Genomic DNA, 20,476 nt, shown 5'->3' with positions numbered 1-20,476 from the left:
GATGATAAGGGAACGATTTGAGCATGATTTAATAAGTGTCCAACAGGAATTAATGGAGCTTTGTGATACAAGTATTGGCGCCTTGCAGCTATCGTTTGATGCGCTAATGAATAAAGATATTGATTTAGCCTTACAAGTCATTGAACAGGATTTCAAAATTAATCGGCTAGAAGAAACGATTAATGACCGTGTGATTTTGTTAATCGCCAAGCAGCAGCCAGTTGCGACGGATTTACGCCGCCTGATTGTTGTCATTAAAGCAGCAGCCGATATGGAGCGCATTGGAGATTATGCGGTCAATATCGCGAAGGAAACGATTCGCATCGGGAAAGAGCCGTTTATTACGAGCGTGGAGCCGATTGAAGAAATGTTCCATAAAACGGTGTCCATGCTACGTCAAATTGTCGAAGCTTTTATCGAAGAAAACACAGCGAAGGCAAAAGAAATTGCAGCACTTGATGATGAGGTCGATGAGTTAACAGGCAATACCATTAGCAATTTAATGAAGCTCTCGATTTCAAGTGAGCATGTGGCACAAGTAACAAACCTGTCGTTTATTTGCCGCTGCATCGAACGCTCGGCAGACCACGCGACAAATATCGCTGAGCACCTGTTTTACCTTGTCAAAGGCAAGCACTATGAACTGAATAACTAATTTATAGCTACGTGAGAAATTCGCGTAGCTTTTTTATGTATTTTGAAACGTATTCAATTTGGCAATCGTTTACAATGTAAGGGAAGGGGGGCGAAGCAGATGAATGAACAGCTAGAGCACATTGTCGACGAGTATAGCACCCATTTACTACGGATTGCCTACTTTTACACGAAAAATCGCCATGCCGCTGAAGATATTGTGCAGGATGTTTTTATCAAATATATGCAGTCAAATTACGAAGAGCGCGGGCAGCTTAAAAGCTATTTGTCGATGCTGACGATTAATAAATCAAAAGACTACTTAAAAAGTTGGGCCTATAAAAAACTAAAATTCGAATCAAAATGGTGGATGAAAACAACGGACAAGGACCACCTCATTCAGAAAGAAGAACGTTCAAAAATTGGCGCGGCGATTCTGACCCTACCACTGAAATACCGTGAGCCGATTATTTTATACTATTTTGAGGAAATGCCCATTACTAAGATAGCGGACGTACTCGGAACGAATGAAAATACGGTGAAGACAAGGTTAAGGCGTGCACGGGAACAGCTACGCCCAGTATTAGAAGGCGATTGGGAGGTGCTCAACCATGAATGATTTCAAAAAAGCATTAATCGATGTAGCGGGTGATTTGTCTGACAGTGAGCGCAGTGTAAAGCGAGCACTCGAAGGGAAACATAAGCGTCCATCGAAACGTAATTTTCTAGTTGTACCCGTATTTATCATGGCGGTTTGTTTAATCGGTTTTACGCTGTGGCTGTTGCCAAATAAGGTGGAGCAGCAAGCTTCTGACATGTTTAAAAATGATGATTTATTTGATTATTACATGGCGACAGAGAAAATGTTTACAAGTTTCGATCACGAAAGCTCTGAAGGAAAGCAATGGACGATTAATTACGCATTTCGGGATTATCAAACGGCCATCGCGATTCAAGCATACGCAAAAGCGCAAGGCCTGACGTATACCAATGAGCAGTATAATAAAAGAGAGCAACAACTGAATGCCTTAAATCATGAGACTGAAAATCCCTTTTTTGAACAGCTAAAGGAATTATCGGGTATGACACTCGAACACTATCAAACACATGTGCAGCCAATTTTAATCGAAAACGTGCTCTATTCAACACAGCTAGATGAAAAGTGGCTCGCTGAAAATCCAAAATTACTTGAGGATTTTGCAAGGGAGTATACAGAGAAAATTGTGAATGATTATTTAGAGGAGAATTTCGAACGGGAACTATTAGCAACAAAGGAATACTATAACGTGACGAGTGATCCAAATTACGGTGTGTCGGTCCCGAAATCAGGCACCATTGCCGCAGTTGAAGGCAAGATGATTTATTTTATTCAAAATACAACCTATCACGAAATTCAGCAAATGACAGAAGAAGAACGGCACGCTCTACAAGAAGAACGGTTAAAGGCGTGGCTTATTAATTACGACGCGGTCGACGTACAAGTCGGGGATTTTGTTCGTGTGTCGGTAAATAGGACGAACACATCTTATAATGAGCGAATTACGAATGGGATAGCTGAAAATTTAGAAGTCTACATCCCGGTAAGTAAACTGGCAATTCCAAAAATCGTTGTAACGGATGCGCAAGTTGAGGCATGGCATCAACTCACAAATGAACTAGCATGGCAAGCACAAGAGATGGTGACGAATTATTTAACACCACGCTATACAGTACAACTACCAGAGCAAACGTACACCGTGTTCGAAAATGATTATAACAATTATTACTTAGTGCCGTATGGGCAAGCAACAATTGGCAAATTAACAGAGAAACAAACAAAAGCACTGGACAGCTGGCTACAAACATTTGTGACAAAATAATTTATGCAAGCGTTGTATACATGGTACAATGGAGATAACTCGAATGAGCTTCGTTGCTTATTCATTTGTAAAGGGGTTTTATCATGTTAAAAACAGTTGTATTTGATCAATTAAAGCAAGCAATGAAAAATAAAGACGTGTTAGCTAAAGGTGTGTTAACGCTTGTGAAAGCAGCACTAGATGCAGCAGAAAAAGAAAAAGGTGCAGAATTAACACCATTAGAAGAAACGGCAGTTATTAACCGTGAAGTGAAGCAAACAAATCAATCATTAGACGGTGCAAAGCAAGCGGGCCGGGATGATTTAATCGAAAAAGAAGAAGCGAAATTAGTTATTTTAAAAAGCTTCTTACCAAAGCAATTATCAGAAGAAGAAATCGTGGTAGCACTTCAAGAGGCTGGCGTTACTTCAGGTATGAACATGGGTGATGCAATGAAAATTGCCAAGCCATTATTAGATGGTAAGGCAGACGGCGCGACAATGTCAAAAGTCGTGAAATCGTTAATTTCTTAACTTTAAACTAAGCAGGCTTTACGAAATTTATGATTTTGTAAAGCCTTTTTTTCTATATTTTTCTAAGTGAATGCAGTACAATCTAGTTATCACTGGCTACATAGGGAGGATTTTTCGATGACGTTACATGAGCAAATCGAGTTATATGTACCATTTAATGAGCAAGAAACAAAAGACCGAGATTTAATCTTGCGTGCAATGGCAACCTTATCAGATGTGTTAACACGTAATAACGAAATTTTGCATTTTACATCATCTGCATTTGCGGTAAATCCGGACCGTACAAAAGTATTAATGGTCTACCATAATATTTATAATTCATGGAGTTGGACAGGCGGACATGCGGACGGAGACCCGAATTTACTACATGTAGCGAAGAAGGAACTGATGGAAGAAGCGGGACTTAACGAAGTGAAAGCTGTACAAAAGCAAATGATTTCATTAGATATTTTACCGGTCGTTGGTCATGTGAAGAACGGAAAATATGTAGCACCGCATTTACATTTTAATGCAACCTATGTCTTTGAAGTGCAAGAAGATGCAGCCATTACGGCCAAGCTAGATGAAAATAGCGCTGTTGGCTGGATCAACATCGATGAAATTGCACAAAAATGTAGCGAGCCGCATATGATTCCGGTTTACGAAAAAATCTTAACGAAAATAAAAGAACTGCAGTTATAAATGAAAAGGTGTGTTAAAAGTTCAAAACTTTTAACACACCTTCTTATATTTGAATCGGTTGTGGGGCATCTTCAAAACTAACAGGACGTGTACGCATATTTTCATGGAAGCGACGCACTTCACGGTATGGAAGTAGACGTTGCTGTGAACGAGGATCTTCAACATCCCATTGGAAATGTTCAACGCGACCTCGTTGTAAATAAACAAGTCGTTGGAATGGATTAATCGCAATCGCCTTTGAATATTTACCAAATAAGGTTAGGTTATGACCCAGATTAAAATACAAGTCCAATAAAGCGCGATTATGGGCAATTGCGTGGGGACTATCACAGGTATACCAAATATCTTTAAACGTTATTCCGAGAAGTATAGCATATTCAACAGCCTCTAAAATAGGTACCTCAACATAGTCTTTTGTATTATGGCATAATTCATAAACTTTTAATTCAGGGTCAAATGCAGATAATTCATAATAGATTAGTGGAATTGATGGTGATTTGTGTCGATCTTTAATCATTAAATTAGACGGAGGACGTTTCGCGCAGATGAACATATTATTTTTTGTGAAATAGGATAAATCTTTTCCGATAATTTGCTGATGTTGTGAATTTTCATAAACTATGGCATAAAATTGTTGATTGAATTGAACAATACGGTATAGTTCATCGTCATAATTTGTAGAGTGAATAAATTCTGTACATTGATTAAACGTTTCAAAGCCTTCATAAAAATGATAGCTCTCATAAATGGATAGTAACCATTCACGACATAAGCTATCTTCGGTTTCAAAGCCTAGCGTCTCGTCCGAAATGGAACGTGATGTCACGAGTTTTCCATTCGATGTACGTAAAAAGCGATTCGATAGTAGGTGTTGCACCAAACGAATTTCATAAGCATCTTGAGATATAATTGGTTGCAAGGATATCTTCCTTTCAAAAATATAGTAAAGGTGTAGTTCTTTTTTATTTTTTAAATAGGTATAAGTAATTATACCATAGATTGGTACTTGAAAAGTGTTTTTTATTATGGTAGCCTCATCTCGAATGAACGCCTATTGATGTAATCAGATGAGTTGATGCAGAAATTGATTTCTAATGAAATAAATGCACGCATTTGAGGTTATTTTTGCTTAAAAGCCGTGATGAATTTGAAATATCTTCACAAAATTGTCGCGCCTTGTGCTAAAATAACGTTGTATAAACTAAAGGGAGGCCCTAACAATGGCTAAAAAAAAGAGAGTAGTAACAATCGCTCCTGAGCGTGTAGAAGAAGCATTATTAATTCAAAACCGTATGCTTATTGAATTATTTGTCCAAGTATTAGATGAGCAATTAGTAATTGAGCGTCCAATTTTACACGAGCGTTTAGAAAACTTAATCGAGCTTTCAAACCATGACCGTGAATTAAAAGATACATTACACGGCTTAACTGAAAAACTTTAATTACATACAGTTGTATGGCGCGGCATTCCGAATTGGGGTGCCGCTTTTTTGTTTGTTGAAAAACGCAAATTTAAGCTGCTAGAACATAATCCTATTGATAGGTAGAGGGGAGATAGGCAGAAATATTATTGCCCTCGAACATGTCAAATCGAGTTACTACTTTTCTACACAAAATTTCGCTATACTAGCGTTATTGATTTTAAAAATGATGGAGGGGTTTCACATGGCAAACGATCAGAAGACATTATTAAACGATGAAATTCTTCATTTTTTATATAAAAATGCTTCATTTCAAACGTTAGAGGAATCAGCACAACAGCAGTTTATCGCGAAATTTAAAGAGGATGAAAATTTTGTGGAAATCCTCGAAATTTCGATGTCACTACAGGAAATGATTCAAGAAGTAGAGGCAACCATGCCGAAAATGCAAGATAAGGATTTTTTATTAACTCAACAGCTCCAAAAGCAATATGTAAAGGAGCATACCGTTGTAGAAGGTAATGTCTATTTTGTGCCTTTTCAAGAAGTGGAAGATCTATTTTCACCCATGGTCGTTGCGCTACAACAGTCGGAATCTATGATGGAGTTCGAGGCATTTTGTAAAGGGACAATTTTACCGTTGTTTCATTTATGTGCATCACAAAAGCGTGATTTACTTATTGTGCCATTTTCAAAAATGGTACAACAACCAATTGCATTTAAAAATGGTGTGATAACGCTTCCTATGTTTGAGCGGTTTATAAATGCTGGGGGTACATCGGATGCGGAACTAGTTCCAGCGATAGAGCAAGCACTCGCAATTTTCGAAGCGGATTCGATTGGAAATGGTCGTGATTTAATGATCATTACTGACAATCAATATACGGATTTTCAAGCGTTAATGCAAGCTGATTTTGAAGGAAAATTAAATGAATTAGACATTGATGTATCTGTCATTGCAATGAGTGAAGTCGATTTTGAAGTTCAACCAATCCCGTTTGCTCACAAAGTATTTTTTGCAAATGAATAATAGTGTTCTATAACGAATCCAACGTGGGTTCGTTTTTTTGTTTTAAGAAAATTATAGATGATCTACGTCCAGGCTAAAGCGCCAGCACCTCGGACATTTCAACCCCTCCTGCAAAAGGTGAAGCGTTTATTTTTGCAGGAGGGCTCTCCAATGTCTAAGGCTCACACGATGTGAGTCCTAAACGGTCATGCCATATGGATGTGGCGCTTTGACCGATCGGGGCTAGACGGGCACTTTAGTACTTTTGTTCTTTTTAAAAGGAATTTTTCATTTTTGGGAGAATATTGTAATAATGCGCAATTAAAATAGAGAGAAATGGAGTGTTACCATGTACACAGCATACTGTCGAACATTTCAAGGAACGATGCGTTTAGGCATGAAGGTCCTAAATTGGAGAGTACCACAGTTAGTAGAAGGTGAAAATAGTTTACTAAATCTTCCTGAAATAATTCGGAGCTTGAATTTGAAACGTGTCTTGATTGTTACAGATGAGGGCATTAAAAAAACGAAATTAATGGAGCCCTTATTAGAAGGATTAACGGAACTTGATATTTCGAATATTATTTACGACAAAACCGTACCTAATCCTACATTTACTAATGTAGAAGAAGCGCTTGAACTGTATACGAACTACAACTGTGAGGGCATTATCGCATTTGGTGGCGGTTCACCGATGGATTGTGCGAAAGCGGTTGCCGCACGACTAGCGCGTCCAGATAAATCCCTCGAACAAATGAAGGGTTTATTTAAAGTGCGTAAAGAAATGCCACCATTCTTTGCTGTACCGACAACAGCGGGTACGGGAAGCGAGGGAACGATTGCCGCAGTCGTGTCAAATAGTGAAACACACGAAAAATTCGCCATTATGGACCCGTCACTTGTGCCACACTATGCTGTATTAGATCCGTTATTAACCGTCAATTTACCAATGCATATCACGTCAACGACAGGTATGGATGCGTTAACGCATGCCGTCGAAGCGTATATCGGGAAAAGTAATACTGAGGAAACAAGAAAGTATTCAAGAGAAGCGGTCATTTTGATTTTTAACTATTTAACACGGGCCTACGAAAACGGAACAGACATTGAAGCGCGTGAACAAATGCAGCGTGCGTCTTATTTAGCAGGTCTTGCGTTTACGAGAGCCTATGTTGGCTATGTACATGCGATAGCACATACACTAGGTGGGTTTTATCAAATTCCGCACGGCTATGCCAATGCTGTGATTTTACCGCATGTGTTGAAATTTTACGGGTCGAGTGCAGCAAAGCCATTAGCGGAGCTCGCTAATTTGGTGGGGATTGGAAAAATATCGGATAGTGATGAAAAAAAAGCGGCATTATTCATCGAGGCCATCGAGCATTTAAATAAAAAAATGGGTATTCCAACTAAAATTGACGGGATAAAAAACCAAGATATCCCGCTTATGGTAGAGCGCGCGCTACAGGAGGCAAATCCGCTGTACCCAGTTCCAAAAGTGATGGATAAAGATGAAATGTTTTATATGTATCAGGTAATCAAACAATAAATCAAATGCGTAATGTTGCAATTTTGCTGACATTACGCTTTTTATGTTGCAGAATTTTCTGAAATCGATAATAATAACGTTCATCTAAAGAATGGAGTGAAGAGCATGCAACAAATTGCACAGAAGCAGAAGGTCGATCCAGGAACGACAAAAATTGAAGGTCATTTATTAGTAAAATGTGTGGATCAATCCGGAATTGTTTCCAAATTATCGACATTTTTGTATACGCACGGAGCAAATATCGTAGAATCGAGCCAATATTCAAATGATCCAGAGGGTGGCATGTTTTTTATTCGTTTAGCGTACCATATCAATCACCAAGAAGCAGTTATGTCAAACATGGAGAAGGAATTTGAACAACTTGCAGAGGGTTATCAAATGTCCTATCAATTTTATTATCCGACCATCAAAAAACGAGCAGCGATATTTGTCTCAAAAGATTTAAACTGTTTGATGGAACTATTATGGGAATGGAAAAATGGAGATTTATTAATGGATATCCCGCTAATCATTAGTAATAACGAGGCAGCTAGTCACATTGCTGAGATACATAATATTCCGTTTTACTATATTCCAGCGAATCGAGAAATTCGCGCGCAAGTAGAGCAACAGCAAATCAAACTGCTTGAAAAATACGATATCGATTTCATCATTTTAGCGCGTTATATGCAAATTTTAACTCCGCAGTTTGTTGCACGTTTTGAACATCGAATCATCAATATTCACCATTCATTTTTACCAGCATTTATAGGCGCAGACCCATATAGTCGTGCATATAAGCGCGGGGTGAAATTAATCGGTGCAACGAGTCATTATGTAACGAATGATTTGGATGAGGGGCCAATTATTGAACAAGATGTCGAGCGTGTAGATCATCGAGATGATGTGGCATCGCTGAAGAAGATTGGTGGGAAAATTGAACGTCGTGTATTAGCACGCGCGGTTCGCTGGCATTTAGAAAATCGTATTATTGTAGAGGGAAACAAAACGATTGTATTTCATTAGAAAAGGAGGCGTCCTGAAAGTAATTTTCGGGACGCCTTTTTTGCGATGAGGATGGAGGCAAGTACGAAGCATTCATCCCTCTTGCTTATGTTATTTAGTTAATTGTGCATCAAAGTAATTCAGTAAACCTTGGTAAATACCAAGTGTTGCTTGTTCACGATAATAATCGGTTGTAATGGCACGTTCTTCAGTAGGATTACTTAAGTAACCAAGCTCGAGAAGTACAGATGGCTGGCGATTTTCACGTAATACTAAATAGTCGCCGTAACGTGCACCGCGGTCTTTTAGCGAAACTTTTTTAGCAATGCCTGCATGAATCGTCTCTGCTAATTCTTTTTGGTAGCGATTCGTATAATACGTTGTGAAGCCGTGCACCGAATTATCTTCTATTGCATCATAGTGAATACTTAGAAATGCATCTGCGCTTACTTGATGTGATACAGCTACGCGCTTTCGAAGGTCTACAAAGACATCTGATTCTCGCGTCATCAAGACGTTTGCACCAGCAGCCTGTAATTTTGAACGCAATAATTCAGCTGTTAATATATTGATGTCTTTTTCATCAGTACCACGTGCACCAGTTGTGCCACGGTCATTACCACCATGACCTGGGTCAATGACGATTGTTAACCCCTTTAATGTCCCTTTTTTGCGGTCCGCTTTATTGGCTGTAGTCGTTGTACTCAATGCTTGATTGTTTGTGACAACCCAATTGGCCACATAAGCAGTAGCACCATCGTTTAATGCGATTTTATACCAATCATCCTCGGTCGCGACGATTTTGTATGTAGCGCCTGCATCGACACGTGCTGCAACATTGGATGAAGTTGAAGGCTGCTCTCGTAAATTTGTCCCATTATAAATAATTGTCACGGTTTCGTTATTAGTAGTGGGCTCTTGGTTGTTTTTTGGTGCAGTCCCTTGCTTCGTGAATGTACCATAAAAGCTATAAATCCAGCCTTTTTCACCTTTTTCATATTCAATTTGAACCCAGTTGTGGTCGCGACTTAAAACTGTATATTGCTCGTCCTTTTTAGCAAGGCCTAACTTTTTGGCGGTTAAATCTGGTTTTTTTCGAATATTAATGGCGTTAACGTTTACAGTAAATGTGTTCGGATCATTTTCAGAAGTCTGAGTTTTTTTGGATTCCTTTTGTTCTTCGGAATCTTTTGAAGGGGTTTGTAAAACCGTTTCTTCTTTCACCGTAACATAATTGCTAAATACCCAGCCTGTTGTGTTCGAAAATTGAATTTGAATCCAATCCCCTTGTTGCTGTAAAAATGTACTTTCTGTGCCGGAAGAAATTTTTGTTAGAACCGTAGCAGAGAGTGAAGGTTCGGCACGTAAATTCAGTGTATCTACTTGAGCGACCACTGTTTTCTGGCTAGTTGCTGCTGCTAAGGGCTTTGATGATTTGACAAGCCACGCTGCAACAAAACCTTCCTTGTCATGAATTCGAACTTTGTGCCAGTCCCCATCTTTCCCTAATGAAGTAAGGGCGGTTCCATCTTTCAAGGTATCGAGTATTGGATACGAAAGACCTGGGCCTTCACGTAAATATAAAATTTCTGCATTCACATAAAGCTGCTCACCTTCAGCATAAGTGGCTTTTTCACTATTTGTTAGTGGGAATAGTAGTGTGAATACTAAAAGTAGCGATATAAGAATCGCCAAACGCTTTTTATTCATAGGCGTCTCCTTTTTAGTAAGATTTTGAGGTGTTGTGATAGAAATTGTATACACTACTATTATAAAAGTAAGTACATTGAAAAATATAGCGTTTTTTTGGTGAAAAGGTAAATTCATGCGATTCCATGTAATCTAAACAAGAAAATAGTTGACAACTTCGAGTCACATCATTAACATTAGTGTTAATTTAACAAGTAACATTGCCAATGACCAAATAAGTAGCGGTTGCCACTATTGACAAGAGAGGGAAAGACACCGGCTGAAATCTTTCCTACAGTATGTAACATGTGAATAACACTTGAGAGGCGTTTCCTCGAACGATTTTTTTAGTAGGGGAAAACGGAATCGGCCGTTATCCGAGTACGAGAGGATGTAGTCATACATCAATTAGGGTGGAACCGCGGAAGTATACATAAGCTTTCGTCCCTTGCAATTTTTTTGCAGGGGACGGGAGCTTTTTTTATTTTCCTTAAAAACACATTATTGGTCGAAACAGTTATGGGAGGAGTGCTTTTTATGAATTTTAAAGTACCTAAAGGAACACAAGACATTTTACCGGGACAATCCGAAAAATGGCAAAAAGTAGAACAAACAATTCGTGAACTATGTCATGTTTATCGTTATAAAGAAATTCGTACACCGATGTTCGAGTCAACAGAATTATTCCAACGTGGTGTGGGGGATACAACGGATATCGTACAAAAAGAAATGTACACATTTACCGACAAAGGAAATCGTTCATTAACATTACGTCCAGAAGGTACAGCATCAGCGGTACGTGCGTATGTAGAACACAAAATGTTTGGTAACCCAGACCAACCTGTAAAGCTCTATTACACAGGGCCAATGTTCCGTTATGAGCGTCAACAAGCGGGGCGTTACCGTCAATTCGTACAATTTGGTGTTGAAGCGATTGGTTCTGCGGATCCAGCGATTGATGCGGAAGTAATGGCACTTGCAATGGATGTGTATACATCACTTGGTTTAAAAGATTTAAAATTAGTTATCAACTCACTAGGTGATAAAGAAACGCGTGATGCACACCGTACCGCGTTAATTAATCACTTCACACCAGTAGTTGGCGAACTTTGTGGCGATTGCCAAAGCCGTTTAGAAAAGAATCCATTACGTATTTTAGACTGTAAAGTAGACGCGAAGCATGAAGCGATGGCAACAGCTCCTGCGTTAACAAATTATTTGACAGATGCTTCTTCAGACTACTTCTCAAAAGTAAAAGGCTACTTAGATGTTCTGGGGATTTCTTACGAAGTAGATCCGAATTTAGTGCGTGGTTTAGATTATTACAATCACACAGCATTTGAAATTATGATTACAGGCGATGGCTTTGGATCGATTACAACACTTTGCGGTGGCGGTCGTTACAACGGCTTAGTAGAAGATATTGGTGGTCCAGAATCACCTGGTATCGGCTTTGCAATGTCAATTGAACGCTTACTTTTAGCGCTTGAAGCAAAGGGCATTGAGCTAGAAACAGAGGATACATTAGATTTATACGTAGTCACAATGGGTGATGCAGCGAAGCTAAAAGCAGTGGAATTAGTAAGTTCATTCCGTGCGAAGGGCATTTCTGCTGAAATCGATTATGCAGACCGTAAAATGAAAGCCCAAATGAAAGCGGCTGACCGTGCAAATGCAAAATTTGCCATTGTATTAGGTGAGACAGAGCTAGAAGAGCAAGTAGTAAACGTAAAAACAATGGAAACAGGCGACCAAGCAAAAGTAGATTTCGGTCACTTAGTTCAGTACGTTTTAGAAAACAAATAGTTGGAGGAATAGACAATGGCACAAAGAACTCATGCATGTGGCTTAGTAACAGCTGCACAAGCAGAACAAGAAGTAGTATTAAAAGGTTGGGTACAAAAACGTCGTGATTTAGGCGGACTGATTTTCGTAGATATGCGTGACCGTGAAGGTATCGTACAAGTTGTATTTGGAGATCAAGCAAAAGACGCACTAGCAACAGCTGAAAAAATTCGTAACGAATACGTGATTGAAGTAAAAGGTACAGTTGTCTTACGTGACGCTTCTCAAATTAACAAAAACATGAAAACAGGCGAAATCGAAGTAGTAGCTTCTGAGTTGACAATCATTAATGAAGCAAAAAACCCTCCATTCGCAATTGATAATAGCGTTGAAGTTTCAGAAGAATTACGTTTAAAATACCGTTATTTAGACTTACGTCGCCCAGTGATGTACGACACATTTAAATTACGTTCTGATGTAACACGTACAATCCGTAACTTCTTACAAACAGAAGGCTTCTTAGAAGTGGAAACACCAATTTTAACAAAATCAACTCCAGAAGGCGCACGTGACTATTTAGTCCCATCACGCGTACATGATGGCGAATTTTATGCATTACCACAATCACCACAATTATTTAAACAGCTATTAATGGTAGGTGGATTTGAGAAGTACTTCCAGATTGCACGCTGCTTCCGTGATGAGGATTTACGTGCTGACCGTCAGCCGGAATTCACACAAGTCGATATTGAAACATCATTCTTATCAATGGATGAAATTATCGCAATGAACGAACGCCTACTTACACAAGTGATGAAAGATGTTAAAGGCATCGATGTGGTAACGCCATTCCCACGTATGGGCTATAAAGAAGCAATGGACCGCTTTGGTTCAGACAAGCCAGACGTACGTTTCGGCTTAGAGTTAAAGCAACTTTCTGACATCGTAAAAGATTCTGCATTCGGAGTATTCGCAAATGCAGTAGCAAATGGTGGCGAAGTAAAAGCGATTAACGTAAAAGGTTCTGCAGCCAACTACTCTCGTAAAGATATCGATGCGTTAGGTGAATTTGCTGGCCGTTACGGTGCAAAAGGGTTAGCTTGGTTAAAAGTAACAGAAGAAGGCTTAAACGGCCCAATCGCGAAGTTCTTCGAAGGGGAAGCAGCAAACGGCATTATCACTGCAACAGAAGCAGAAGCGGGCGACCTATTATTATTCGTAGCAGATAAATCATCTGTTGTTGCAGATGCATTAGGCGCTTTACGTTTAAAACTTGGAAAAGAATTAGGTTTAATCAATGAATCTGAGTTTGCATTCTTATGGATTGTTGACTGGCCATTATTCGAATACGACGAAGCAGAAGGCCGCTATTATGCAGCGCATCACCCATTCACTCGTCCATTCGATGAAGATTTAGAATTAATGAACACAAACCCGAAAGAAGTGCGTGCACAAGCATACGATATCGTGTTAAACGGTTACGAGCTTGGCGGCGGTTCATTACGTATTTACGAGCCAGACTTACAAGCAAAAATGTTTGAATTACTTGGCTTCTCTGAAGAAGAAGCGCGTGCACAATTCGGTTTCTTATTAGAAGCATTTGACTACGGCGTTCCTCCACACGGTGGATTAGCAATGGGTCTTGACAGATTAATCATGCTACTTGCGGGTCGTACAAACTTACGTGATACGATTGCGTTCCCGAAAACTGCAACAGCAAGCTGCTTACTAACAAATGCACCATCTCCAGTTTCAGATGCGCAACTTGAAGATTTAAGCTTAAAAGTAGCCATTAATAAATAATAATTACTATACAAAAGCACTAAACAATTCCCTGTTTAGTGCTTTATTTTTAATATTTTGTATGAAATCTAGTACATTAATAATATTTTTTAGTATTATGAAGTTTTCGTTTGAATTATCTGAATTCAGATGATAATATAACGGTAATACGAATCCTGAGATGTTCGTCATGTAATTTGTTAGTTAACACTTTTGACCGAACATTAAATCGTTGGGAGCTACTTATTAACGTAGAAGCAAACAGGCCCCAGGTTTTTTAGAGCGGGAAGTTTAACGCTACGATTAGTGCACCCCCCTTTTGGTAATACGGGATCAAAACGATGTTGTTAGCAAGACGGCATATTTGGGATTCGTCAATTCCTTCATACTCTTCTACTTTTCTAGTAGAGGGGTATTTTTGTTTGGTGATTTTCGATTGTCACTTGCATGTACAAGGTGGAGTCGTTATAATTCCTAGTAGAATGATAAAGATTGAGGGGTACAAATAGATGTTACATCAATTTTCTCGTAATGAGCTAGCTATCGGTACAGAGGGGCTAGAAAAATTAAGAAATACTACTGTTGCCATTTTAGGTGTAGGTGGAGTCGGTTCATTTGCAGCGGAAGCATGTGCACGTAGTGGAGTTGGCCGTATTATTTTAGTCGATAAAGATAATGTTGACATTACGAATGTAAACCGTCAATTAGTGGCCTACTTGTCAACAGTTGGCAAGTCAAAATCAGGTGTTATGAAAGAACGTATCGCTGATATTAACCCAGAATGTGAAGTTATTGATATGCACATGTTCTATACAGAAGAAACATATGAACAATTTTTCGCACAGGGCATTGATTATGTCATTGATGCTTCTGATACGGTAATTTACAAAATTCATATTATGAAGGAATGCTTAAAACGTAAGATTCCAATGATTTCAAGTATGGGTGCGGCCAATAAAATGGACCCAACACGTTTCCAAATTGCGGATATTTCAAAAACACATACGGACCCACTTGCAAAAGTAATTCGCACTAAGCTTCGTAAAGAAGGCATTAAAAAGGGTGTAACTGTGGTGTTCTCAGATGAATCTCCGATAGTCGTACGCCCAGAGGTTGCAGAATACGTTGGGAAGCCTGAAGCTGAAATTCGTAAAGCACAGCTACCACCATCATCAAATGCATTTGTACCTTCAGTTGCTGGTTTAATCGCCGCAAGCTGGGTTATTAATACGATTTTAAAAGATATAACAATTAAGCGCGTTCAAGGGTAAAAAACAGCTGTTCTCAAATGACGAGAGCAGCTGATTTTTTTAATGCTAGCCTATGATTTTAACGGCTTGTTGGTAGGTATCTTCAATATTTTTTGTGACGTGACGTTGTTCTTCATTAATGTTTTCGAGCATGTTGTAGAGCTGATCAATTGAATTAGTGCTTTGCTCAATAATCGCGGCGAATTCACTTGTCGCAACTTCAATCGAAGCCGCATTATTTTCGATCGAGTGCACGCTTGTCGAAAACTGATGTAAATTATGCTGCAATGTTTTCATTGCACCAAATAGGTTATTGAATGTGTCACTAGATTGTTCGACCGTGCTTTCTTGCTTCGTTACATGGGAAATGCCGTCTTCTAAGCGGCTGAGCGCTAGTTTATTGAAGTTATTGACTTCAGCTAAATTTTGATCGATTTTAAGTACCATTCCATCCGTAATTCCTGCGAGCTTTCGGATTTCATCGGCAACAACCGCAAAGCCTTTGCCATGTTCTCCTGCACGCGCGGCCTCAATCGAAGCGTTCAGTGCCAATAAATTGGTTTGATCGGTAATTTGATGAATGGCTGTTGCGAACTGATTCGTTTCGGTAATTTTTTCAGAAAGCGAAAGGAATGTTGTATTTAGTTCGTTAAAGAATGCTGTAAATGTATTAATTTCTTGTTTTAATGTTGTCATGGAATTCGCGCCATCTACTGCGCGAATACTTGCCTGTTCGGCACGCTCGACGATATTTGTTAATTCAGAGACAATCGAATGAAGCTCTTCGTTTGTATGCTCCGTACTTTGTACAATATTATGAACAAAGCTCGATTGCTTGTGCGCCCCGATACTTACTTCTTTTAACGAAGTAAGCATTTGTTGGTGCGCTGTACTAGATTGGTTTGTGCTTTCGGTAATAAGCTCAAGCTTGGATGTAATCGTTTGTACCGAATTTTCCAAATGATGATGCAATTGACCTTCTGAAATGGCGCGGTCATTTGCATCAATCATTAAGTTTTCAACATTTTTCAGAAGGGTGCGATTTTGACGTACTTGAAGTAAAATCGCAACGAACATCAACGTTTGTGTAACAAATACGTTAGCAGGGTCAACCGCAAATCCTTCTTTATCAAGTGTAAAGTTAAAAATCAGCCCTAATGTGGAGCCAATATAGCCAGCAATCAGTACGTTCACACGGTTGTGAATACTTGCCAAAATCAAAACGAAAATACTCAAGATAAGCGTAGCTAGTGTTACTTTGTTTGTAAAAATTGTACCGAAAACCGTAATAACACCAGCGACTACTACGAAATAGGGGAAAAAGGGACGGAGTGCGACTACTTTTTGCTGTACGAGAAAAACGATAAATGTAAACGTAACAGGAATAATTAACGACAAAGCAACACCAATTGGTCGATCAATGAACAGTTGAGCAAAACTACCTAATACAGCTGCCATTCCGTAAACAATCATGAGGATCTTATTTTTTTCATATAAATCTCTTACTTTTAGTTGTTCGATCATCGAATCACCTTCCATATAAATGTCATAAAATGTTCAAAAATACAAACTTTAACTTATTTATACATTAATTCCTTAATGATGTCACGCTTTTTTGAATGAGCATTCATTTATTTTTAAGCGAGATATTATTGTGATAAAATAAATCTAAGGAAATGAGGAATGTCAAAATGACTATTCATCAACTAGAATATAAAGGTTTAAATATAATAGATGTTGTTGGTACGGTTGAACTAGCGATTGATATAGAAGCAAGTACCATTCACGTATTTGATATACAACAGATTGTAGAGCCAGAATACGATTTTGTTACAAAAGGCTTCCGGTTAAGTGAAGGTTTTTACAAGATGGCTGGTGTATTAAAAGAAAAGCCGTTATTTTTAGTAGGCAAAGAACTACCGTTAGAGCAATGGATTGAAGTGCAGTGTTGGATATTCTACTGTTCGAAACAAACCATTAAACATTATGAAAATGGAAAAATGATAAACTTTGTAAAACACCAATTTGCACAACTAGAAGAAACAAAAAAATATTATTCAAATTATATTTCTCGACTAAAATGAAGGAATAATCGAACAGCAAATTACATAATATTCTATTAAAAGGTTCAAAATGGTAAAAAAATACCTTAATTTTAATGTTTTTTTCCATTTCATAGAAACGTGTTTTTTTTTTGTTATAGTTAGGGTACGTATTTGTAATACGGTTGGTAATGTTAGGAGGAACTGTTCAAAATGAATATTGATCTGAAAAATGATTTATTAAATTTGCCTAAGTTACAGTTACAAGTCGATACAATTGTGTTTGATTCGATTGATTCGAAACCAAATTGGTCAAAAGCGTATGAACAACTAGATGGTTTGCTACAAAAGGTAGCGCAGAACTTCAATAGTTATATTGCGAGTAATGAGGGAGCAATGCCTAAAGCCTCAACATACTGGACGCTTTATATGGATATTGCAGCGAAGATTCTTTATTTTACAGGTCTTGCGCAATCTCATTTAATAGATGAACAAGATCCAGAAGCAAGAGCGCAAATTTTAGAACGCTATCAAATTAGTGTAAGTTGTTTACCGAACGCATCATTAGAAGAGAATGAAGAATTCATTTCAGAAGTGAAAAAGAGTATCGGGGAATTAACAGGTAAGACTAGCGAAATCAAGCTCTCTGAAAAGACAGCAACTTGCTTTGAAAAATTTTCTGGCTTCACAAAATCATATGAATAATAACTAAGTGTCTGAATGCAAATTTCAGGCGCTTTTTTTGATGTTTTTTAAACAACACGATGTGAGAAACAAGCACTCTTAAAAATATTTTTTATCCATCCAATAGCAATAATCTCGAAATGCGATAAAATCATTCTCACGCTATGTATATCAAGGGTTTCATTTTAAGTTATCTAAGGATAATAATTTTAAATGTTATATCAGAAAATCGTTATGGAAGTTTAGAACCTATAAAAGCTTGGCTGTAAGCGTTTTCGAGCGATTACACACATGTGTCCCTCATTGCTAATCGTTTGAATATTCCATAAAATTGGGGTTATGTCATACAGTTTTAACAAACAATGTTAGCATTCGTTACATACAGAGAAGGTGATGAGCATATGGGGGTTTTTGGTTGGCTATCGTTCAAGGAAGGCTTACCGCTTTGGTGGAGTTATCGATTAAATGAAAAAACGAAAAAGCGTAAGGAAGAAGTTTTTGAAAGTATCGCAAAAGCACGTGTCGATTTATTACAGGCTTGGACAATGGATCGTTGGGTGTCACTTGATTCGAGAGCTGCAGAAGTAATTCGTTATCAAGCGGATGAACTGAACATATTTTTAACACGTTCAAAAGAGCGCAGTACCTATTTTACAGAGTTGTTTTTAGTAAACCGTGATGCAACGATATTTGCATCAAGTTTTGAAAAGCATATTGGTGTCAGCTACGCAAAAGGGAATACACCGATTTATGAAAAGGCATTACACACGGTTTGGCAAACGGGGAAACCACTATTATATGGACCATTTATTGATCCAATTACCGTTGAAATTGGAGCACGTAGCTCAAAGTTTCACGATGAGGTAACCCTATTATTCTTACAGCCGATTTTTATCGAAGGAATTATGCAATACATTATGGTGGCGCGTATTCCAAATGATGTCATTTCTGATATGATTCAGCGCGAAGCAGGGCATATTTATCAAGATACAGGTGACAACTATATTTTTATGACCAAGTCGAATTTTGATCCATCAATCGAGCCTGGTATTGCATTATCACGTAGCCGTTTTGAAGATGAGCAATTTTCTTTTGGTGAAAATTTAAAGGCGGGTGTTCATACAAAATCTTGGGGCACGGTCAAAATTAACAACCATACCGAATTTGAAATTCGTTTTACAGACCCCGCAACAGGTAGTCTCCATCCGGGTGTGGCGAATACGATTAAAAACGGTTCGAACTTAATGGTGGAGTTTCCAGGCTATTCCGATTATCGCCATATCCCTGTAATCGGTAAAGGGGTGACGTTTCAATTACCACATAGCCCAGATGTTTGGGGGATGATGTGTGAAGCGGATGTAGAGGAAGTGTATCGGACGCGTTCTATTGGCTATAAATTAGGGTTAAATTTTACTGTGTTTATGCTAATGAATGTGTTACTATTTCAAATTTTAACGGCAATAAAGGTAATCCCTGCAATTGTTGTGTTTGCCATTAGTATCATCTATGCATTTGTGGCGACTGCCATATTTTTAAATAAATATTTAAAGCCGATTGTGAGCCGAGTCAATCACGTCTCGAATATGATTCAAAAAATTGCAGAAGGCGCAGGCGATTTAACGATGCGTATTGACCGCTCGGAACTAAGCAATGACGAAACAGGTGAGATGGCCCGTTGGATTAATAGCTTTGTCGATACCCAGTCCGATTTAATTACGAAAGTCCAAATTTCATCAGGTGACGTACAGCAAACAAATAACGCACTGCGTGAACGTACGGTCGATGTTGAACGCTATTCCATGCACGTACACGAGCAAATGGGTGATATGCAGCACGCGATTGCGCAGCAGCTAAAGGATGTACGTGAAGCGATGTCACAAATTGAAGAAATTCAAGATATTATGCAGCAAATGGAACAACAATCAAGCAGCCAATTACAAGCCGCACAGCAGCAAGTCATGGGTATTGATGAGCGAATGAGTGATGTGGTGACGCAAGTAAAAGCGACAAGTTCACTAACAGCAACGTTTACAGAATCATCGGCTAGTATTAGTAATGTTGTCGCATCGATCAATGCGGTCGCCGAGCAAACGAATCTACTCGCGTTAAATGCGTCCATTGAAGCGGCACGTGCGGGGGAGCATGGCAAAGGCTTTGCGGTCGTTGCCGAAGAAATTCGAAAGCTTGCCAATCAAACAAAAGGAGCTACCCACGAAATTCATGAAACCTTACGTTTAATTGAATCGAACTCGCAGTTAATAGAGCAAGCAATTGAGCAAAATGGGGAAGAAGTGGAAGAAGGGGCGAAGTATATTCGGGTTGTGAAAGATGTGCTGATGCAAATGGAGCAAGAAAGTGAATCAAGCCATCATGTGACCGATTCAATGCGTGATGTGGTACAAAATATTGCCGCGAGTAGTGAACAAAATGTACGTGTTGTGGAGCAGGTAGAAAAATCGGCTGAAGAGATGCGGAAATTAGTCGAGCAAACCCGCTTTGATACAGAGCGCAGTGCCTTACTCATTCGTACTTTAGCACAAGTTGTATCGAAGTTTTCAGTGAAATAATAACAGGGCTACACCAAATTTTTGGTGTA

At 38.7% G+C, this 20,476-nt stretch carries 18 protein-coding genes, 1 other RNA gene and 1 other annotated feature; of the genes, 16 read left to right on the top strand and 3 right to left on the bottom strand.

What is annotated here, in order from left to right; translation table 11 throughout:
• Position 1 precedes the first annotated feature (1 nt).
• From phoU to NSQ62_RS13735, 5 genes are all read left to right on the top strand, one after another.
• A complete protein-coding gene (gene phoU / locus NSQ62_RS13755) occupies positions 2 to 655 on the top strand; it encodes a phosphate signaling complex protein PhoU (RefSeq protein WP_341323940.1) in 654 nt (217 codons plus the stop codon).
• 99 nt (positions 656 to 754) lie between these two features.
• Positions 755 to 1,252 (top strand): sigma-70 family RNA polymerase sigma factor, encoded by a 498-nt coding sequence (locus NSQ62_RS13750; protein ID WP_341320702.1) that lies wholly within the window; start codon positions 755 to 757, stop codon positions 1,250 to 1,252.
• Positions 1,245 to 2,492, top strand: coding sequence for a hypothetical protein (locus NSQ62_RS13745; protein WP_341320701.1), 1,248 nt, complete (start codon positions 1,245 to 1,247; stop codon positions 2,490 to 2,492). The genes NSQ62_RS13750 and NSQ62_RS13745 overlap by 8 nt, the downstream gene beginning before the upstream one ends.
• 83 nt (positions 2,493 to 2,575) lie before the next feature.
• Complete coding sequence (locus tag NSQ62_RS13740) at positions 2,576 to 3,004, top strand: GatB/YqeY domain-containing protein (protein WP_341320700.1); 429 nt, start codon at positions 2,576 to 2,578, stop codon at positions 3,002 to 3,004.
• Positions 3,005 to 3,121: 117 nt separating this feature from the next.
• The gene (locus NSQ62_RS13735; protein ID WP_341320699.1) at positions 3,122 to 3,685 is read left to right on the top strand and encodes an NUDIX hydrolase; all 564 of its coding nucleotides are present in this window, start codon (positions 3,122 to 3,124) and stop codon (positions 3,683 to 3,685) included.
• A gap of 43 nt (positions 3,686 to 3,728) precedes the next feature.
• On the opposite strand, the gene NSQ62_RS13730 is transcribed toward NSQ62_RS13735, so the two are convergent.
• Entirely contained in the window at positions 3,729 to 4,604 is an 876-nt protein-coding gene (locus tag NSQ62_RS13730; protein ID WP_341320698.1) for a hypothetical protein, read from the bottom strand.
• Positions 4,605 to 4,905: 301 nt separating this feature from the next.
• Between NSQ62_RS13730 and NSQ62_RS13725 the strand changes: the two genes are divergently transcribed.
• The 4 genes from NSQ62_RS13725 (at position 4,906) to purU (ending at position 8,669) form a co-directional block, all read left to right on the top strand.
• A complete protein-coding gene (locus NSQ62_RS13725; RefSeq protein WP_341320697.1) occupies positions 4,906 to 5,127 on the top strand; it encodes a phosphate-starvation-inducible protein PsiE in 222 nt (73 codons plus the stop codon).
• A gap of 223 nt (positions 5,128 to 5,350) precedes the next feature.
• A complete protein-coding gene (locus NSQ62_RS13720; RefSeq protein WP_341320696.1) occupies positions 5,351 to 6,136 on the top strand; it encodes a hypothetical protein in 786 nt (261 codons plus the stop codon).
• Positions 6,137 to 6,464: 328 nt separating this feature from the next.
• Positions 6,465 to 7,664, top strand: coding sequence for an iron-containing alcohol dehydrogenase (locus NSQ62_RS13715; protein WP_341320695.1), 1,200 nt, complete (start codon positions 6,465 to 6,467; stop codon positions 7,662 to 7,664).
• A gap of 105 nt (positions 7,665 to 7,769) precedes the next feature.
• Positions 7,770 to 8,669, top strand: coding sequence for a formyltetrahydrofolate deformylase (purU, locus tag NSQ62_RS13710; RefSeq protein ID WP_341320694.1), 900 nt, complete (start codon positions 7,770 to 7,772; stop codon positions 8,667 to 8,669).
• A 90-nt stretch (positions 8,670 to 8,759) separates the two neighbouring features.
• Here purU and NSQ62_RS13705 read toward each other — a convergent pair whose 3' ends face one another.
• Positions 8,760 to 10,358 (bottom strand): N-acetylmuramoyl-L-alanine amidase, encoded by a 1,599-nt coding sequence (locus NSQ62_RS13705; RefSeq protein WP_341320693.1) that lies wholly within the window; start codon positions 10,356 to 10,358, stop codon positions 8,760 to 8,762.
• Positions 10,359 to 10,555: 197 nt separating this feature from the next.
• Positions 10,556 to 10,789, top strand: a binding site (T-box leader).
• An 85-nt stretch (positions 10,790 to 10,874) separates the two neighbouring features.
• Here NSQ62_RS13705 and hisS point away from each other — a divergent pair.
• The 4 genes from hisS to NSQ62_RS13685 all read left to right on the top strand — a co-directional run bounded on the left by hisS (position 10,875) and on the right by NSQ62_RS13685 (position 15,175).
• Positions 10,875 to 12,143, top strand: coding sequence for a histidine--tRNA ligase (gene hisS / locus NSQ62_RS13700; protein WP_341320692.1), 1,269 nt, complete (start codon positions 10,875 to 10,877; stop codon positions 12,141 to 12,143).
• Positions 12,144 to 12,158: 15 nt separating this feature from the next.
• A complete protein-coding gene (gene aspS / locus NSQ62_RS13695) occupies positions 12,159 to 13,925 on the top strand; it encodes an aspartate--tRNA ligase (protein ID WP_341320691.1) in 1,767 nt (588 codons plus the stop codon).
• Positions 13,926 to 14,074: 149 nt separating this feature from the next.
• Positions 14,075 to 14,279: non-coding RNA, 6S RNA (gene ssrS / locus NSQ62_RS13690), on the top strand.
• Positions 14,280 to 14,413: 134 nt separating this feature from the next.
• Positions 14,414 to 15,175, top strand: a complete 762-nt coding sequence (locus tag NSQ62_RS13685) for a tRNA threonylcarbamoyladenosine dehydratase (protein WP_341320690.1) — start codon at positions 14,414 to 14,416, stop codon at positions 15,173 to 15,175.
• A gap of 45 nt (positions 15,176 to 15,220) precedes the next feature.
• Here the strand turns inward: NSQ62_RS13685 and NSQ62_RS13680 are convergent, their stop codons facing one another.
• The gene (locus NSQ62_RS13680) at positions 15,221 to 16,678 is read right to left on the bottom strand and encodes a methyl-accepting chemotaxis protein (RefSeq protein WP_341320689.1); all 1,458 of its coding nucleotides are present in this window, start codon (positions 16,676 to 16,678) and stop codon (positions 15,221 to 15,223) included.
• Positions 16,679 to 16,845: 167 nt separating this feature from the next.
• Between NSQ62_RS13680 and NSQ62_RS13675 the strand changes: the two genes are divergently transcribed.
• The 3 genes from NSQ62_RS13675 (at position 16,846) to NSQ62_RS13665 (ending at position 20,447) form a co-directional block, all read left to right on the top strand.
• Positions 16,846 to 17,238 (top strand): aminopeptidase, encoded by a 393-nt coding sequence (locus NSQ62_RS13675; RefSeq protein ID WP_341320688.1) that lies wholly within the window; start codon positions 16,846 to 16,848, stop codon positions 17,236 to 17,238.
• 171 nt (positions 17,239 to 17,409) lie between these two features.
• The gene (locus NSQ62_RS13670) at positions 17,410 to 17,901 is read left to right on the top strand and encodes a GTPase (protein ID WP_341320687.1); all 492 of its coding nucleotides are present in this window, start codon (positions 17,410 to 17,412) and stop codon (positions 17,899 to 17,901) included.
• A 380-nt stretch (positions 17,902 to 18,281) separates the two neighbouring features.
• The gene (locus NSQ62_RS13665; RefSeq protein WP_341320686.1) at positions 18,282 to 20,447 is read left to right on the top strand and encodes a methyl-accepting chemotaxis protein; all 2,166 of its coding nucleotides are present in this window, start codon (positions 18,282 to 18,284) and stop codon (positions 20,445 to 20,447) included.
• Positions 20,448 to 20,476: the final 29 nt, after the last annotated feature.

It is taken from the genome of Solibacillus sp. FSL H8-0523 (genome assembly GCF_038051985.1).
GTDB lineage: Bacteria > Bacillota > Bacilli > Bacillales_A > Planococcaceae > Solibacillus.
The sequence above is the reverse complement of the archived record's forward strand: the minus strand, read 5'-3'. Positions and strand labels throughout refer to the sequence as shown.

Excerpts from the sequence above, each read along its gene's own strand:
- phoU (WP_341323940.1), top strand. The coding sequence starts at position 2 with ATGATAAGGGAACGATTTGAGCATGATTTAATAAGTGTCCAACAGGAA.
- NSQ62_RS13750 (WP_341320702.1), top strand. The coding sequence starts at position 755 with ATGAATGAACAGCTAGAGCACATTGTCGACGAGTATAGCACCCATTTA.
- NSQ62_RS13745 (WP_341320701.1), top strand. The coding sequence starts at position 1,245 with ATGAATGATTTCAAAAAAGCATTAATCGATGTAGCGGGTGATTTGTCT.
- NSQ62_RS13740 (WP_341320700.1), top strand. The coding sequence starts at position 2,576 with ATGTTAAAAACAGTTGTATTTGATCAATTAAAGCAAGCAATGAAAAAT.
- NSQ62_RS13735 (WP_341320699.1), top strand. The coding sequence starts at position 3,122 with ATGACGTTACATGAGCAAATCGAGTTATATGTACCATTTAATGAGCAA.
- NSQ62_RS13725 (WP_341320697.1), top strand. The coding sequence starts at position 4,906 with ATGGCTAAAAAAAAGAGAGTAGTAACAATCGCTCCTGAGCGTGTAGAA.
- NSQ62_RS13720 (WP_341320696.1), top strand. The coding sequence starts at position 5,351 with ATGGCAAACGATCAGAAGACATTATTAAACGATGAAATTCTTCATTTT.
- NSQ62_RS13715 (WP_341320695.1), top strand. The coding sequence starts at position 6,465 with ATGTACACAGCATACTGTCGAACATTTCAAGGAACGATGCGTTTAGGC.
- purU (WP_341320694.1), top strand. The coding sequence starts at position 7,770 with ATGCAACAAATTGCACAGAAGCAGAAGGTCGATCCAGGAACGACAAAA.
- NSQ62_RS13705 (WP_341320693.1), bottom strand. The coding sequence starts at position 10,358 with ATGAATAAAAAGCGTTTGGCGATTCTTATATCGCTACTTTTAGTATTC.
- hisS (WP_341320692.1), top strand. The coding sequence starts at position 10,875 with ATGAATTTTAAAGTACCTAAAGGAACACAAGACATTTTACCGGGACAA.
- aspS (WP_341320691.1), top strand. The coding sequence starts at position 12,159 with ATGGCACAAAGAACTCATGCATGTGGCTTAGTAACAGCTGCACAAGCA.
- NSQ62_RS13685 (WP_341320690.1), top strand. The coding sequence starts at position 14,414 with ATGTTACATCAATTTTCTCGTAATGAGCTAGCTATCGGTACAGAGGGG.
- NSQ62_RS13680 (WP_341320689.1), bottom strand. The coding sequence starts at position 16,678 with ATGATCGAACAACTAAAAGTAAGAGATTTATATGAAAAAAATAAGATC.
- NSQ62_RS13675 (WP_341320688.1), top strand. The coding sequence starts at position 16,846 with ATGACTATTCATCAACTAGAATATAAAGGTTTAAATATAATAGATGTT.
- NSQ62_RS13670 (WP_341320687.1), top strand. The coding sequence starts at position 17,410 with ATGAATATTGATCTGAAAAATGATTTATTAAATTTGCCTAAGTTACAG.
- NSQ62_RS13665 (WP_341320686.1), top strand. The coding sequence starts at position 18,282 with ATGGGGGTTTTTGGTTGGCTATCGTTCAAGGAAGGCTTACCGCTTTGG.